Here is a 15,597-nt window from a genome sequence, read left to right as displayed (position 1 = left end):
GAGCCGCCGTAGTCAGATGCTGGCCTTATGGGAAAAGTTCGAATCGGGGGAAATACCCGTCAGGATCACCCATAACGATACCAAGATCAGCAATATCCTGTTCGACAGGCAAGGAGAAGTATTATGCGTTATCGATCTGGACACCGTCCTCAGCAGCATGTGCCTGAATGACTATGGCGATGCCATACGCTCCTATACAAATGCCGGAAAGGAAGACGATGAAAACCTTGAAAATGTGTATATGAAGATGGATCTCTTTGAGGGCTATACCAGAGGGTACCTGTCGGAAGCATCGTCCTTCCTGACGCAGCCTGAAATCGACAACCTGGCCTTCTCCGCCCTGTATATTACCTTCGAGCAGGTACTGCGTTTCCTGATGGATTATATCGACGGGGATAATTATTACAAGGTTAAGCATGAGACGCATAACCTGGCACGAACCCGCGCACAGTATAAGTTGCTGCTGTCTATGGAGGGAAACTATGATGAGATGCTCTCCGTCATCGGGAGAATTGTCTGCGACATAAAGATTAAGTAAGGGAAGATAAAAAGGAAAAATCCTCCTGTAATAAAACCATTAAAAAATTATAAGAAATGAAGAAGATATTATTTTTATTCCTTGCCGGCTTTATGGCTATGGGTATCAGCCAGCAATCCGAAGCACAGAATGTGATCAAGACACCCGTTCCCGAACGTCCCGCCGGACAGACCGATGTACTCGAACTAAGGACCGGTCCCCTGCCAATAGTCCGTGTAGCCTTTATCGGTCTGGGCATGCGCGGCCCGGGTGCAGTGGAACGCATGACACATATAGAGGGTGTGGAAATAATTGCCCTGTGCGATGTGGAGCAAAAAAACACGGAGAAAGTAAACAAAATGCTCGAAAAGCGTGGATTTCCCAAAGCCCGGGAGTTTTACGGGGATACTTCCGTATGGCGTAAAGTCACAGCCCTGCCGGATGTAGACCTGGTCTATGTAGCCACAGACTGGAAATCCCATGCCACAATAGGCGTACAGGCGATGAAAGACGGGAAGCATGTGGCGATTGAAGTCCCCTCGGCCATGACAATGGATGAGATATGGGCTTTGGTCAATACCTCGGAACAAACCCGTAAGCACTGTATGCAACTCGAAAACTGCGTCTATGATTTTTTTGAACTGACCACCCTCAACATGGTGCAGCAGGGACTGCTTGGTGAGATTGTACACGGGGAGGGAGCCTATATACACGGGCTTCAGCCATTCTGGAACCAGTACTGGAACAACTGGCGCATGGATTATAACAGGAAGCACAGGGGCGACCTCTACCCTACACATGGATTCGGGCCTGTATGCCAGGCCATGAATATACACCGCGGGGACAAGCTGAATTACCTTGTATCGGTTGATGCAAAGCAGCTATCAAGTGTAAACTTCATAAAGGAGAAGACAGGCGAAGAGGTAAAGGACTTCCGGAACGGTGAACATACCTCAACCCTTATCTCCACGGAAAAAGGCAAGTCCATCCTTATCGAGCACAATGTAAATTCGCCGCGCCCTTATAGCCGTATGTACCAACTGACAGGCACAAAAGGCTTTGCCAATAAGTATCCGGTACAGGGTTATGCCCTTGATGGAGGAGCGATAGACCCTGAGGTCGCAGCCAATCACGAAAATCTGAACGCGCATAGTTTCGTTCCCGATGATGTACGCAAAGCCCTGATGCAGAAATATAAACATCCGATAGCAAAAGACATAGAAGAAAAGGCAAAACAGGTAGGAGGCCATGGCGGCATGGACTTTATCATGGACTACAGGCTTATTTATTGTCTCCAAAAAGGACTGCCGCTGGATATGGATGTCTATGACCTGGCCGAATGGTGCAGCCTGATACCTCTTACCGAAATATCTCTGGATAACAGTAGTTCCCCTGTAGAAATTCCGGATTTTACCCGTGGGGCATGGAATAAGCTGGACGGGCTTAAATTTGAGAAATAAGCCTAAGATAGTGATAATGCTAATTAGTGTGTGATTCCCACACAAGCACACATAAAACAAAATTCAGTTGTCGCTGAATTAATAATATCAAGTCTATGCTGGAAATAACAATAAAAGAGCCCCCCGTTGGCCACTCTAAATTGACCCCATGGAGATTTTTTGTTTAGGAGTAAAAAAAGCAGTCATTTTAAGTTTGTAAAAAGCCATCATTTTTGTCGGTTTTTACTAATTAATTTAAGTTTCTATTTATATTTTGTACAATTTATCAAACGTATAAGCCCAAATGAACATAATGATTTTAATCAAAAACCCTGATTTAGTGACTGCATGAATCTTTTTAGGCAAATATTTGGCGATATCGGAGAACGCGGTTTCCACCTGCTTTCTGCCGATGGATATAAGATACTCGATACAGGGATTATGCGGATGTCTGGTATTGCTTTTACGGTTGGCAAGCAATGTTATTCCATTCTCCAAGAGCATCTCTTCCATCAGATAATCGGTATATGCGGAATCTGCCAGAATCTCACTTCCTTCAGGCAGATTTACAGGCAGTTGCCTGAGTCCATCCAGGTCATGTTTGCTTCCGGCAGTGAAAGTAAATTCCACGGGAATGCCACCCGAAGTAACTATCATATGGACTTTGAACCCATAGAACCAACAACGCTTGGATACACAACGTCCCCTGTACTCTTTTCCTCTGACAATCCGGGAGTTCGCGATACGGATATTCCGACAAACACTTACAGGAAAACTGTCGATGCTATAAACGGTTTGAAGATTCAACTCTTTTACGGCTTGTCCCGTGTAAAAGAACAGTTCGCTAAGGAGTTCCCCTATTTGATGCATCCGCCGGTTGAAGCGGCTTTTACCAAGAATAGCAGGCATCAGGCCGGTACATCGGACAAAGCAAAGGGACTTTTCAATATTGCCCGCAAAGTACTGGGCAGCCAACAAGATGACTGTGATTACTTCTGCATCGGTCGTTTTACGTCTTTCCGGCTCTTTATGATTCATAGATTTCAATATATCGTCAAAAAATACATATATTGCAACGGTTTTATTAACCATGGTCAGTCCTTTTTTGTGTGTTGGCACCGCAAAATTATAGGATTGGCCTTTTTTATTACAATACTTTATAAATAGCAACTTAAATTAATTATCACTCGGTTGCAAACATTATACAACGATCTTTAAAAAAAATGAGAAATTTTTATTTAAAAAGTGATTAAAAAAAATATTAATATGCATTTTTATTATATAATTTAGTACTAAATAAATGAGGACAAAAAATCACCTTAAAGATTATACCAAGTTCACATTTGAAGATTTTCTTCAGGATGTTTTTTTTATTGAATCCATTCTAAACCCAACTGAAGAGTCTGATTCTTTTTGGAGAGAATTTCAAAATGGAAATGAGGAAAATCTTACTCATTTCTTTAAAGCTATCAGTTGTATCAAAGATTTAAATAAAGACTTATTAGATGATGATAGTGTTCGGAAAATATGGAATAATATTCAAAAAACTAATAGTAAGCGAACATTCCGGACCAAAATAGCCTATATTACTATTAGCAGTCTGGTTGCAGCTAGTATTGCCCTTTTAATATTTTTCAGGTTTTCTTCTTTTTCGCCGACTCAGGATATAGAAGAGCAGGGAATAAAGTCTTTTGCTTACGAAAACACATTGGCTACATCGACGACTACAGAAGCTCAACTAATTTTATCTGATAATAAAATTATAGCCTTGTCAGATCAGGAATCAGTCATATCTTATGATTCAACATCAATTAAAGTAAATTCACAGGAAACCCTAAAGAAAGAAAAATCAGCCATATTTAATCAATTAATTATCCCGAAAGGAAAACGATCTTTTCTAACACTGTCCGATGGCACCAGAATATGGATAAATTCGGATACAAGGGTGGTATTTCCCGCAGAGTTTAAAGGTGATAAAAGAGAAATATTCGTTGATGGAGAAATATACATCGATGTGCAGCCGGATAAGCAAAAACCATTTATTGTTCGTACAAACGATATTGATATAAAGGTTTTAGGAACAAAGTTTAATGTACAAGCCTATAGCTCGGATATTCAGAAAAGAATTGTCTTAAAATCCGGATCAATAAAATTATTTTCTGAAACAAATAACAAAGAAATATTGATGCAACCAAATGAAATGTTCGAACTGGCTGATGGAAGAGGAAATATCACAAAAGTAAATGCCGATATATATACATCATGGATTGATGGTATTTATATATGTGAAAATGAAAGATTAGATGTTATTCTTACTCGGATATCAAGATACTATGGAGTGGAAATATCCGTGGATAAAGAATCTGCAGCCTTGAAATGTTTTGGAAAATTAGATTTGAAAGACAATCCGGATAAGGTTATGGAAGTCATCAAATATATTGCTCCTGTAAAATGTGTTTATAATAACAATAAATATATAATAACTTATAGATTTTAAAGACTTAGGAGAAAAAATAAACTTATATTAACCTATAAATAAAATGCCTATGAAATAACACTGGACAAATAAATAAGGAAGTAATATTAAAGAGAACCAAATTAAAAAAACACATTTTAACTTATACAAAGACCTTATGAAGAATATTTAAGAATTAAAACGCAAAGCCGCTCAATACTCTCAATATCAAGCGGCTACTAGACAATTAAAAACTTAACGACTATGGATTGAAAATCCATAGGTTAGATTGCGAATAAAATTCGCCTGAGTGTCGACTATAAGTCGATTAAAAAGCGATAACTAAAGTTCTTTGAAACATTATTCAAGTATAAAATCCTCATCACTATTGGGTTGATCTTTGTGATGGTTTAAATAGGCTTCTAGCATATCTTCGGTTATATGACCTGTACTCCAACAGCCATAACCAATACCCCAAAAGTGATTGCCCCAGTAGCGGCGTTTTAGTTCGGGAAATTCCTGCAATAGCATTCGGGAACTGCGACCTTTAAGGCGACGAACCATTTCGCTAATACTTAACTGGGGCGCATAACTCAAATGCAAATGGATATGGTCTTTACTGACTACTCCTTTGATGATTTGAATATCCAGAGAATTACATACTTGACGTAAAATATCGCGACAACGTAATTGGATATCGCCTTGAAGTATATGATAACGGTATTTGGTTATCCAAACCAAATGTACTTGAAGACTATTTATATTATGTGGACTGCGACGATTTTCCATAAACGTTACAAAGATAAAATTTAAAACATTTATAGAAGCTAAAGCCTTGTACTAAAGTACATAGTTTTAACTAGCGAACTTGAAAAATAACCAAATAAAAAAACTTAAAATATTATGAAATATATACTATTGTTTATTCTACTAACATTTAGCCTTGTCGAAAATTCTTACGGACAGACAAACAAGCCTTCAAAACAAAAAGCAATGGATATTTTTATCATACCTGCTAATAAAGCCTACGCAGAACCTTTTACTCCCGGCCGTACCAATAATTTCATTCCTGTAGGTTGGCCCGAAACCTGGGATGCCATTTCTGACTGGCATAATAAAAATAAAAGCGTAGTATGGTATCTGTACCAGAAAGCCGGGGATTATGATTTTTACTTTGATAATAAAGTACTGAAGGGGATAAATCTATCATTTGATCTGAAAGTATCACAATGCTATGATATGGGATTTAAAGGATTTAGCAAAAAAATTCAATTCAATGGAACGGGAAAATGTGATACATTATTCTGTACCGAAGTAAAAATTCCCAAAACAGGTTATTACAGATATGAATTAAAACCTATATCTGATCCAGCCGGAGCTATTACTATCCAGACTCTCATATTTAAGTCGTTCAAACCGGATGGAAAAGTAAATCATACAGATTATCAGTCATCACCGTCTGTACATTTAGCCTTTAGTTCTACTGAACCCACGACAAAATCATACGACTGGCTGTACGAAGAAATAACTGTTCCTAAGGATAGTGACCCTCTGGCAACTTTCTATATGGCTATAGGGTTTTACCGTGGCTATTTTGGGATTCAGACCAATTCGGAAACCGAGCGCCGCGTTTTGTTTTCAGTATGGGATAGTAAAGATGCCGAAAATGATACGAGTGTAACAAATGCTGATTTTGTTACACTTGTAGACAAGGACCCTGCTACTACGACCAATTCTTTCGGAGGGGAAGGTACTGGTGGGCAATCATATATAAAGGATGCCAACTGGAAAACTGGAAAACCTGTTCAGTTCCTAATGAATGTCCGTCCTCAGGATAACGGATCAGTGATACTATCGGCATGGTATAATATAGACAACGTGGGTTGGAAATATGTTGCCTCATGGCGTGCTCCGAAAGAAAAAAAAATCTTCGACGGATTCTACTCTTTTCTGGAGAACTATGGATACACAAATGGTCAACAACGTCGTGAAGCATATTATTATAATGCATGGGGTCGGGAGGATAGTACTGGCAAATGGATAAACTTTAACAAAGTAAGATTCTCCAATACAGATGGAAAGGAAGGACAGCGTGTGGATTACGAACAGGGTGTATCCCAAAAATATCCAGACAGGTTCTATATGTCATCCGGCGGATATACACCTACATTAAAAACGGAGAATGAGATTCCGGTTTCAACACATGAACCGGTACTGGACCTGAAAAAATTCCAGATAAGAGTGGATGAAGCCATTGAAAATGAGTATAAACACGCACAATCAATAAGGATGAAGCCATAGGATATGAGTATAAACATATAGAATCAACCCATATTGCATTTAGGCAATACAAGTTTTTAAATTGTTAATATTCTTGTTGCTTAATTTGTTTATCAGTTGTATAACGGTCAAAGTCATAATCTTAGATAGAATCCTGTTTTTGAATCCATCAAAGGACTTGGCATAGTTTCTGCGAATCATAAATTAGTCACATAGTTGAGAGAAAAGCGTTTCAATGCGTTTTCTTGATTTTCGAAAGATATAGGCTCGAGATTTATAACCATGCTGATTTCTGTGCATAGGAACTTCGAGCCTTATTTTGTTGGATGAAAATAAATCCTGTTGATAATCAATGCTTAGATATCCTTTATGGCCTAAAATTGTACAATTTCTATACATCGATTTTATATCTTTCAAATAATGAATATCATGCACAGAAGCTTGACTTAAATCAAAATCTGTAAATACGCCATCAACAGTACAAACCGCATGAAGCTTATAGCCGTAGTAGTTGCTGGATTGAGAAGCACAATACCCTTTGTTAGGAGATGTAGACCAATCTTCTTTACAGATACGACACCTTGTACTGCGACTCAATTTGCATACCTCAAGAGGCATACTATCGACAATGTAACTATCATTGTCAGAGATTTGATTGGCTAATTTCTTGCGTAAATATTCTCTAAAATAAAAGAGCCTTCTTTTTCTACGGTTATTGACGCTGCGCTCTATTTTGGATGATAATTCGGTCGATAAAATCCTAAATAATTGATATTCTGAATCAATACTCATATATTCAGAAGTTAAATCGATCGCAATTAACTCAATATCTGACAATTTAGGCTTTCGTATTTGATTCAAAAAGTTCATCTTATTCTCTACTTGTTGTAATACATCTAAGATTTTTTTCGTAATTTGCAGTGAAGTTGTTCATCTATTTAATCGTTTGGTAGACAATTAAATATAGTCATTTCATTGATAATGAGCAACTTCTTTTTTATTCAAATATTAATGCACTACGGGTTTAGTTATCAATTTGTTTAAGTATATGTCAGTTTCAATACATACTTTTTTCTTTCATTCTTCCAGCCAAACCATCATTCAACAAAGCAATCTGTCTTTCATAAAACATATCTGCCTTTCAGGCTTTAAATCTGGAAAGAATATATTTTTTCAATCATTCCATTATTATCAGAATCATTAAAGATTCGATTCAATCCCTGAATCATTTTATCAAGATGTTTTGAAATCAAAGTTCCTTGTAATAGAAAAGTAACGCCACCCGGAAGAGATGGCGTTACGGGTCTTTCCCATGTGGTGGATGAAAAAGGGCTTCATAGATACACGCCTCTGCTGTACCTGTCTTAATCTAATCTTGCACTACTTTTTGTTATACTCCCTGATTGAGCTTTCATATATCCTCCTGTCGGGCGTACACTTTAAAATACCTCCCGCTACCAGATCCGAAATCTTCTTGTGCGAACGCCGTAGCATTTTTGCAACCTGGTTAATGCTGAACGTCCTTTCTATAGAAGAATCCTCCGTTTTGGGCAATTTGCGGTCTAACACCCTTTCGATAACTTTCTCCAGGGATTCTTCCGTTGTAACAATAACTGTATCCATAGGCGATAAAAAATAAAAAATTAAAAACTGGAATAATCACATATACTAAATTATATTTTGTATATTTGAATCGCTAAATTATGAATAAAAACGAACTACTAAATAAATAGTTTAATGTTTATATATAATTAAATAATTATGGTTTATTTGTTTAAAATACGTGAATTGTGCGATAAGCGGGGAGTGAGCATGAAACAGGCCGCCTCAGACCTGGGAATGACCGAGCAAAGCTTACATAAGCTGATCAAAGCCAATTCGACCAAAATAGATACCCTGCTGGCCATAGCGGACTACTTTCAGGTAGAACCCGCCTATTTCTTTGATAAAACAACGGGCGATACCAACCGGTATGTAAAAATAAAACGTGAAGAACTGACAGGTCTGATCAAGAAGGTGCTGGCATACTCCATTCACGGCTTCGGTCTCATTAAACTGGAATTGGACGAAAAAGAAAAAAGATTCAACAGTTATTTCGATATACTGGACAAACAATACACCCCGACAAAAGAGGATTTGGAATATATATCAAGTATCCTGCAAGAAGAAAGGAAACTGAATTTAAGGGCTAACACGGATATACCCATCGAGCTGACGGATAAAACTACGCCGAAAGACATTACAAGGCTATTGATGACCAAAGACGAGTTTGATTTTACCTCTGCTTACTATTACAGCATCAAAAAGGCACAGGCACAGGAAGAACTTCAAAAACTGTCTTCTTTCATCGAAAAACATAACATACCAAAAACGCTTTCCATAGAAAAGGATATACAGGAATTGCAGGATAAGATTAGATACTACGAGGCGAAAAGCATAATAGGGGGAAAGGGGTAGCGTATAACGGGCGTATAACTTTTATTATAATAACAAAAGAAAAGAATCAGTATGTAATACATTATATTTGTAGGATATTTAAAATGTTTGGGTAATGGATACATTGATATTAAATAAAAAAGAAAGGGATACCCTTTTGTCCGAGATAGACAGTAAGGATATGTATAAAGCGGTACTGGCTTTTATTGATACGGTCAAGCAGAAGGATAATTGTCCCTTTTCAATGGAGGAGTACAGGCAGTTGGCGGAACAGGCAGTAAAGGATCGGCGAGCCGGAGTTAATTATACAGGAATGGAGGATATGAGAAAGTTGTATCCGGGATGAAGGAAATAGTTTTTTATACTATAGCGAGGAAACAGCTTATAGAAATCCATGATTATATTGCACAGGATAGTCCTGCAAACGCGGTAAAGGTATATAACGGCATTCTGGATGAGATTGAAGTCCTTATGTCGTTTCCCCAGATAGCAAGGATAGAAGAAAGCCTGAAAGGATTGGGTGTTGAGTTTCGTTCACTGGTTGTATTGAGGCGGTATAAGGTCGTCTATTTTACGGAAGAAAGTACGGTTTATATATTTATGGTTTGGGACTGTCGCCGCAACTCGGAAGAATTTCGGCAAAGCGTGCTGAAATCATTCGTACAGGGTAGCGAATAAGGTCTATAAATAACAAACAATTTGAAGCTAAAGGAAGCATCCGCTATAACGGCTTTTTTTTATTATCCGGTCTAACGAATCAGCAACCATTGTACAACAAAAAAAGTTGAAAAAAGCGCAAAATTTTAGAATAAACAAAAAAGATTGTTATTAAAAGTTTTATCTTTGACATTCTTTCTGTGTAGAGGCAAAATAATAGAAATAATAGATTTTTTTTGGCCTAACAATTTGGGAGTTTAAATAAAAGGGCTACCCTTGCATCCGCTTACCAAGAGAGGGGCGGCAAATCAAGGAGATTTGAAGAAGAAACGTATTGAAAACTTAGTCGAACAATAGAGGCTTAAATTATAAATATTATAAACTATAGTTGTACGATTGTTAGACGAGAGCAAGAATATAAGAAGCGTAATCCCGCTGATTATGAGTCCGATTGGAGAGATTAAACATACTCTGCCTGGGAATGGAACGGCCTTTTATCGGATCTATACTACCTTCGTTGGAAATTATTCTTCGAGCATACGATAAAAGAAATGCAGGGAGAAAACGTTGCTCCTATGGACTTCTTTGAAATGGAAGAAAAATAGGCACAAAAGAAAAAGGTATACGGCAGTAAATCCGAAGGCGATGTGATCAAAACGGCAACTGAGGTTTATTCGCGGATGTTCGGGAATAGTCAGGTTGGCATATAAAATAATATTTAAATTAGAAAATCAACAAACTTAAATATATAACCATGACCAAGAGAAATTATTTACCATTTTTATTTTTGCTTTTATCCATGGCCATGTATGGACAGAAGCATAGTTTTGAGATAAAAGGCGGGGATTTTGTTTATGACGGGGAACCTGTAAGAATCATTTCCGGTGAAATGCATTATCCGCGTATTCCCCATCAGTATTGGCGTCATCGTATGCAAATGCTGAAAGCAATGGGCCTTAATGCTGTAGCTACCTATGTATTCTGGAATGCACATGAACCGGAACCTGGAAAATGGGATTTTACAGGGGACAAAAATCTAGCCGGATATATAAAGACAGCCGGCGAAGAAGGACTGATGGTAATACTTCGCCCGGGACCGTATGTATGTGCCGAATGGGAATTCGGTGGGTATCCGTGGTGGCTTCAGAATATCGAAGGGATGGAACTGAGACGTGATAATGAGCAATTTCTGAGATTCACACAATTGTATATCAATAGGTTATACCAGGAGGTTGGCAATCTGCAAGTGACTAAAGGCGGCCCCATCATTATGGTACAGGCTGAAAATGAGTTCGGCTCATATGTATCCCAAAGGAAAGACATCCCACTGGAAGAGCACCGGGCTTATAATGCAAAAATCGTACAACAGCTGAAAAATGCAGGCTTCGAGGTACCTACGTTTACATCAGACGGTAGCTGGCTTTTCGAAGGTGGTACCACACCGGGTGCACTACCAACGGCAAACGGCGAAAGTAATATTGAAAACCTGAAAAAGGTAGTGAATGAGTACCACGGCGGACAAGGCCCGTATATGGTTGCCGAGTTTTATCCAGGCTGGCTGGCCCACTGGGTGGAACCGCACCCGCAGGTGAGCGCTACAAGTATTGCCCGCCAGACCGAAAAGTACTTACAGAATGATGTATCGATCAACTACTATATGGCGCATGGGGGAACCAATTTCGGATTCACCAGCGGGGCCAATTATGATAAAAAGCACGATATACAACCCGATCTGACCAGTTACGATTATAATGCGCCTGTCACCGAGGCCGGATGGGTTACGCCTAAATTCGATTCGATACGTAACATAGTAAAAAAATATGTAAACTATACTGTTCCTGAGGCAGCGGCAAAGATACCGGTGATAGAGATATCTTCCATCAAACTAACGAAAGCCGCAGATATGCTTGAAGCGGCCAGAGAGCAAAAGCCGGTGGAAAGCGATAAGCCGGTGACATTCGAGAAATTGAACCAGGGCTATGGTTATGTCCTGTATTCCCGTCATTTCAACCAGCCGGTAAACGGTAAGCTGGAAATCGAAGGGCTACGCGACTATGCGCTGGTATATGTGAACGGGGAGAAAGTCGGGGAATTGAACAGGTACTTCAATAACTATTCGATGGATATTAATATTCCTTTCAACTCTAATCTGGAAATATTTGTAGAAAATATGGGACGTATTAATTATGGATCCGAAATTGTGCGCAACACGAAAGGCATCATAAGCCCAGTTAAGATTAACGGTAATATTATCGAAGGCGAATGGGAAATGTACCGGATACCTATGGATAAGGCTCCGGATCTTGAAAAAATAAAGAAATCAAATGTGCATAATCTTACAACCGCCATTCCTGAGAAACTACTGATGGGTAAGCCAGCTGTTTATAGCGGTACATTCAACTTGACTGAAACAGGTGATACATTCATTGATATGGAAAGCTGGGGCAAAGGAATTGTCTTTATTAACGGTATAAATATCGGCCGCTACTGGAAAATCGGACCTCAGCAGACACTTTATATTCCCGGAGTATGGCTCAGGAAAGGGCAGAATGAAATCGTTATATTCGAGCAGCAGAACGATAAAGTACATTCGGAAGTGAAAACAGTAAAAGTACCGGTGCTGAATAAGCTTAATGACGGACAGTAAGTTTTGGGATATAAATGAAATTATCTATGAAAAAAATATTGCTGTTATTCACTGTTCGTAGATCATACAATGGCATCCAAGGCTGATATTTTATTCATATTGTCCTGGAGTTATAGTGATCCTAAACAAGTATGCCCAATTTTTATCTTTATAATAATATCTGAACGTTATCTTATTATCACGTAGATACTTCATATCCGGACTGGTACGGACACACTATTTAATATGCTGGGTTCAAGGGCATTTTTTACCAATATGGTATCAGTTGATTCTTTCTCAAAATTTAATAGGGTGTAATTATATTGGAATGTTTTGTTAGGCATTGCAATAGCATTGTCAAATCTGGTTTCTTCGTCAACCATGACAGGGCACGATTTGTTCAATTCCCCAGCGGCTTCCATCATAACTTTATCGATACCCGGCGTTTATTAAAGAAAAAGTGCTGTACGCCATAATAAGAGAGGGAACACATAATAATTCCCACGATCATTCTGAATAATTGTTGAACCTGTATCGTTCTTTTCGGCTTAACCTCAACCGGCGGGATTTCTTCTACAATCTTTTTAGGAAGTTCATACCCGCACATTTTACACTATTTCGCTTTATCAATATTGTTTTCGCCACATTTATCATATTGATTCATAGCTTATTTAATTGATTTTAGACATTATGTAGTTGAAATAATTATGCGAAAATAATAAAATAATTGAATAAGTCGATGATGTGTTTATTATTTTATTAGCAAATTGTCCTGTTTGAATTAATAAAAAGGAATAATGGCAATAAATAAGATCAAAAAGCATAGTTTTTCGGCCTTCTTCCATAAAAAACAGGAATGAAAATATTATATCTTATCCTGGCGCAAATACAGACGGCCGATAATATAATAACAAAAAAGCGAAATGGCACCGCCACTCCGCTTTATTTTCTAAAACCAATCGAGAGTTACTTACCCGCGGCAACAGAGTCTTTCCTGAATTGCTTCAGCACCTTTTCGATTTCAAGGGAAATTTTTCTTGCGCGCTGGCCGGCAGACTTATTTCCACTTTCAACCTGTGAAGCGGCATCCTTTGTGAAATCCGCGAATAATTGATTCAAATTCTCTACTAATTCTTTCATTGTGTTTTTGTTTTAAAATTTATTTATTGTCCAGTTTGAACGATCCGGACGGCCTGAATCCGGGGATGTCATGAGCCTTATGTAAAACTTTACATAAGGAACATTGTACTAAACCTACGGAAGTTTCCTATACGTATATATAGCACTACTCTAACTCATTTTGTTGCTTTGTAAGGTTATTCACCTAAAACATACTTAATATGCAAAAGCAACAGAAGAAGTATCCCAACTTCAGGGATGAGAATTATGTGTCTATTGTAGAACAGGCTTGTAATAAAGTTGTCGGCTTCAGAGAACTGTATAAAGAATTGGAGCGGTCTATAACGATTAACGGTAAAAGCCAAAGTGCCCTTGAAAATTATTCGCGGCAGTTGGCGCATTTGTCTCTTCACTACAACCGTATGCCATTGGATCTGGATGCGGAAGAGGTAATGGATTACCTGTATCAGGTAAAAAGTAGTGTAGAAACTTCGGATTCCTTTTTCAGGTTCACAGTACATGGGATGCGTTATGCCTGTAAAATGCGGGGATTGGATTATGCCCAATTTGAGTTGCCTTCTTTAAAAGGGCCTAAAAAGCTACCGGTTGTTCTAAACGGGTCAGAGGTAAAAGCCCTGTTTAGTTCCTGTAAATTACTTAGACACCGGCTCATTATTGGTTTGTGTTACGGCTGTGGACTAAGGAGCAGCGAAGTACAACATTTGGAGCCATCTCATATTGATCTGGAACGGAAAATGCTGCATGTGCATCAGGGCAAAGGGTTGAAGGATCTTTGAAGTGGAAAATGTAAAAATCTCAATAGTTAAAAATGAGAAAACGAAAAAACCGTTTTTGGCCCTGGAGGGTATGGAGTATGGCTGTTGGTTTAAACAACAAAAGAAAAAGTTTCTCGAAAAGCTCGGGATTAAGGTTAATGAAAATAAGAAACAATGGGGCTAAATAGGTAGAACTGTTAATTATAGCTAATTATAGGGCAGGTATAAAGGTTCATATGCGTTGTTTTAAGGATATTGTTAAGTCCAGTTCCCAATTCTTAGTGGTGGCACTGGAGAGAGATACTCCTAGCCTTTTTCTATTTAATATTAAAATTCTTTATTTCGATTTTTCTTTCCCTAATAATAGCTTTATAATAAACAATGTTGTCATAATTATTATCACATATCGTTTGTATCTCAGCAATATCTGCATCATTTGTATTTACCCAAAAAATAATTCCTTTTAAACAGTTCTTTTCAAATCTGACTGGATTTTTTCTTAATCTTTCTTTTTCTATTGCCAGTCTATATTCTTTTTCATACTCCCAGTCTTTTGTTTTAGCTAAAACAAAATTAAACCAATCACTACCGATATTATTAATAGATGAAATGGTTGCTATTATCAGCATTAACTGCAAAAGCTCAGCCATCCAGCGATTTTGGTGTTTGGTCAAGTATTGAGATCAATAAAAAATTTAACAAGAAGTGGTCTGTAAATGGAGAAGCAGAACTCCGTACCGGAGAAAACTCATCGGAGATAGGTCGTTGGGGATTAAAAGTAGGAGGTGATTATAATGTCATTAAGGAGGTCAAAGTAGGGCTTGCCTATCAATTCCTTTATTTCCATGATATTGAATACTGGGATTTCCAACCACGCCATCGCTTTATAGGATTCCTGCAAGGACGTAAAAAATGGGGAAATTTCTCTTTTTTATTGCGTGAACGTTTCCAAATGACGACAAAGGATGATAGTGACAGGATAAAAGCAAGTGGAAAAATAGACACATACAAGATGGATTCCGAATGGAGTTGGCGCAACAGGATAAAAGTATCATACGATATTCCGAATTGTAAATTTGCACCATCTGTCTCTTTCGAATCGTTTTATCAGCTAAACAATCCGGATGGTAATGAGTTTGATGGCTTGCGCTATACATTGTCAGTAGCTTATAAGTTGAATAAAAAGCATTCTTTCGACCTGTCCGGAATATTTGATAAAGAGATCAACGTGAAAAATCCGGTCGACAGATACATTTTGAATGTAGGATATGCATATAGTTTCTGATACCTTT

General features: G+C 38.1%; 16 protein-coding genes and 2 pseudogenes. 11 read left to right on the top strand and 7 right to left on the bottom strand.

The annotated features are described in order from the left end of the window. Both IR083_RS24525 and IR083_RS00950 read left to right on the top strand, forming a co-directional pair. A partial coding sequence (locus IR083_RS24525) for a phosphotransferase (RefSeq protein ID WP_242052322.1) occupies positions 1-538 on the top strand: 538 nt, incomplete at its 5' end. A 56-nt stretch (positions 539-594) separates the two neighbouring features. Then, positions 595-1,977: a Gfo/Idh/MocA family protein gene (locus IR083_RS00950; RefSeq protein WP_194222882.1), complete on the top strand. Its 1,383-nt coding sequence runs from the start codon at positions 595-597 to the stop codon at positions 1,975-1,977. 246 nt (positions 1,978-2,223) lie between these two features. On the opposite strand, the gene IR083_RS00945 is transcribed toward IR083_RS00950, so the two are convergent. After that, positions 2,224-3,048: an IS982 family transposase gene (locus IR083_RS00945; protein ID WP_194222881.1), complete on the bottom strand. Its 825-nt coding sequence runs from the start codon at positions 3,046-3,048 to the stop codon at positions 2,224-2,226. 208 nt (positions 3,049-3,256) lie between these two features. On the opposite strand from IR083_RS00945, the gene IR083_RS00940 reads away from it, so the two are divergent. Continuing rightward, entirely contained in the window at positions 3,257-4,453 is a 1,197-nt protein-coding gene (locus tag IR083_RS00940; RefSeq protein ID WP_194222880.1) for a FecR family protein, read from the top strand. A 318-nt stretch (positions 4,454-4,771) separates the two neighbouring features. Here IR083_RS00940 and tnpA read toward each other — a convergent pair whose 3' ends face one another. Further along, a complete protein-coding gene (gene tnpA / locus IR083_RS00935) occupies positions 4,772-5,200 on the bottom strand; it encodes an IS200/IS605 family transposase (RefSeq protein ID WP_194222879.1) in 429 nt (142 codons plus the stop codon). 114 nt (positions 5,201-5,314) lie between these two features. On the opposite strand from tnpA, the gene IR083_RS00930 reads away from it, so the two are divergent. Then, positions 5,315-6,712 (top strand): DUF3472 domain-containing protein, encoded by a 1,398-nt coding sequence (locus IR083_RS00930; RefSeq protein ID WP_194222878.1) that lies wholly within the window; start codon positions 5,315-5,317, stop codon positions 6,710-6,712. 39 nt (positions 6,713-6,751) lie between these two features. Here IR083_RS00930 and IR083_RS00925 read toward each other — a convergent pair. Continuing rightward, positions 6,752-7,561 (bottom strand): annotated as a pseudogene (locus IR083_RS00925) (IS982 family transposase). Between the two features lie 510 nt (positions 7,562-8,071). After that, a complete protein-coding gene (locus IR083_RS00920; protein WP_194222877.1) occupies positions 8,072-8,314 on the bottom strand; it encodes a hypothetical protein in 243 nt (80 codons plus the stop codon). Between the two features lie 138 nt (positions 8,315-8,452). Between IR083_RS00920 and IR083_RS00915 the strand changes: the two genes are divergently transcribed. From IR083_RS00915 to IR083_RS00895, 5 genes and pseudogenes are all read left to right on the top strand, one after another. Beyond that, complete coding sequence (locus IR083_RS00915; protein WP_194222876.1) at positions 8,453-9,148, top strand: helix-turn-helix domain-containing protein; 696 nt, start codon at positions 8,453-8,455, stop codon at positions 9,146-9,148. A gap of 94 nt (positions 9,149-9,242) precedes the next feature. Continuing rightward, on the top strand, positions 9,243-9,473 hold the full coding sequence (locus IR083_RS00910; protein WP_194222875.1) for a hypothetical protein: 231 nt from the start codon (positions 9,243-9,245) through the stop codon (positions 9,471-9,473). Next, entirely contained in the window at positions 9,470-9,805 is a 336-nt protein-coding gene (locus IR083_RS00905; RefSeq protein WP_194222874.1) for a type II toxin-antitoxin system RelE/ParE family toxin, read from the top strand. The genes IR083_RS00910 and IR083_RS00905 overlap by 4 nt, the downstream gene beginning before the upstream one ends. Positions 9,806-10,263: 458 nt before the next feature. Beyond that, positions 10,264-10,389 (top strand): annotated as a pseudogene (locus IR083_RS24945) (alpha-N-acetylglucosaminidase C-terminal domain-containing protein); the annotation flags it as partial. Positions 10,390-10,583: 194 nt separating this feature from the next. Next, entirely contained in the window at positions 10,584-12,431 is a 1,848-nt protein-coding gene (locus tag IR083_RS00895) for a beta-galactosidase (RefSeq protein WP_410492835.1), read from the top strand. Between the two features lie 191 nt (positions 12,432-12,622). Here IR083_RS00895 and IR083_RS00890 read toward each other — a convergent pair whose 3' ends face one another. Further along, on the bottom strand, positions 12,623-12,835 hold the full coding sequence (locus IR083_RS00890) for a hypothetical protein (protein WP_194222872.1): 213 nt from the start codon (positions 12,833-12,835) through the stop codon (positions 12,623-12,625). Between the two features lie 541 nt (positions 12,836-13,376). Then, positions 13,377-13,550: a histone H1 gene (locus IR083_RS00885; RefSeq protein ID WP_194222871.1), complete on the bottom strand. Its 174-nt coding sequence runs from the start codon at positions 13,548-13,550 to the stop codon at positions 13,377-13,379. Between the two features lie 200 nt (positions 13,551-13,750). Here IR083_RS00885 and IR083_RS00880 point away from each other — a divergent pair, with 200 nt between their 5' ends. Further along, positions 13,751-14,326, top strand: coding sequence for a tyrosine-type recombinase/integrase (locus tag IR083_RS00880; RefSeq protein WP_194222870.1), 576 nt, complete (start codon positions 13,751-13,753; stop codon positions 14,324-14,326). Positions 14,327-14,622: 296 nt separating this feature from the next. Here the strand turns inward: IR083_RS00880 and IR083_RS00875 are convergent, their stop codons facing one another. Continuing rightward, positions 14,623-14,934, bottom strand: a complete 312-nt coding sequence (locus IR083_RS00875) for a hypothetical protein (RefSeq protein WP_194222869.1) — start codon at positions 14,932-14,934, stop codon at positions 14,623-14,625. On the opposite strand from IR083_RS00875, the gene IR083_RS00870 reads away from it, so the two are divergent. Next, positions 14,910-15,590: a DUF2490 domain-containing protein gene (locus tag IR083_RS00870; protein ID WP_194222868.1), complete on the top strand. Its 681-nt coding sequence runs from the start codon at positions 14,910-14,912 to the stop codon at positions 15,588-15,590. The two genes, IR083_RS00875 and IR083_RS00870, sit on opposite strands and share 25 nt — an antisense overlap. The last annotated feature ends 7 nt before the right edge of the window (positions 15,591-15,597 follow it).

Source organism: Dysgonomonas sp. GY75 (assembly GCF_015234155.1).
Taxonomy (GTDB): domain Bacteria; phylum Bacteroidota; class Bacteroidia; order Bacteroidales; family Dysgonomonadaceae; genus Dysgonomonas; species Dysgonomonas gadei.
This window is presented reverse-complemented; position numbering and strand designations above follow the sequence as displayed.

What these genes read in the sequence shown, in the direction of transcription:
- IR083_RS00950 (WP_194222882.1), top strand. Translation starts at nt 595, where the DNA reads ATGAAGAAGATATTATTTTTATTCCTTGCCGGCTTTATGGCTATGGGT.
- IR083_RS00945 (WP_194222881.1), bottom strand. Translation starts at nt 3,048, where the DNA reads ATGGTTAATAAAACCGTTGCAATATATGTATTTTTTGACGATATATTG.
- IR083_RS00940 (WP_194222880.1), top strand. Translation starts at nt 3,257, where the DNA reads ATGAGGACAAAAAATCACCTTAAAGATTATACCAAGTTCACATTTGAA.
- tnpA (WP_194222879.1), bottom strand. Translation starts at nt 5,200, where the DNA reads ATGGAAAATCGTCGCAGTCCACATAATATAAATAGTCTTCAAGTACAT.
- IR083_RS00930 (WP_194222878.1), top strand. Translation starts at nt 5,315, where the DNA reads ATGAAATATATACTATTGTTTATTCTACTAACATTTAGCCTTGTCGAA.
- IR083_RS00920 (WP_194222877.1), bottom strand. Translation starts at nt 8,314, where the DNA reads ATGGATACAGTTATTGTTACAACGGAAGAATCCCTGGAGAAAGTTATC.
- IR083_RS00915 (WP_194222876.1), top strand. Translation starts at nt 8,453, where the DNA reads ATGGTTTATTTGTTTAAAATACGTGAATTGTGCGATAAGCGGGGAGTG.
- IR083_RS00910 (WP_194222875.1), top strand. Translation starts at nt 9,243, where the DNA reads ATGGATACATTGATATTAAATAAAAAAGAAAGGGATACCCTTTTGTCC.
- IR083_RS00905 (WP_194222874.1), top strand. Translation starts at nt 9,470, where the DNA reads ATGAAGGAAATAGTTTTTTATACTATAGCGAGGAAACAGCTTATAGAA.
- IR083_RS00895 (WP_410492835.1), top strand. Translation starts at nt 10,584, where the DNA reads ATGGCCATGTATGGACAGAAGCATAGTTTTGAGATAAAAGGCGGGGAT.
- IR083_RS00890 (WP_194222872.1), bottom strand. Translation starts at nt 12,835, where the DNA reads ATGATGGAAGCCGCTGGGGAATTGAACAAATCGTGCCCTGTCATGGTT.
- IR083_RS00885 (WP_194222871.1), bottom strand. Translation starts at nt 13,550, where the DNA reads ATGAAAGAATTAGTAGAGAATTTGAATCAATTATTCGCGGATTTCACA.
- IR083_RS00880 (WP_194222870.1), top strand. Translation starts at nt 13,751, where the DNA reads ATGCAAAAGCAACAGAAGAAGTATCCCAACTTCAGGGATGAGAATTAT.
- IR083_RS00870 (WP_194222868.1), top strand. Translation starts at nt 14,910, where the DNA reads ATGAAATGGTTGCTATTATCAGCATTAACTGCAAAAGCTCAGCCATCC.
- IR083_RS00875 (WP_194222869.1), bottom strand. Translation starts at nt 14,934, where the DNA reads ATGCTGATAATAGCAACCATTTCATCTATTAATAATATCGGTAGTGAT.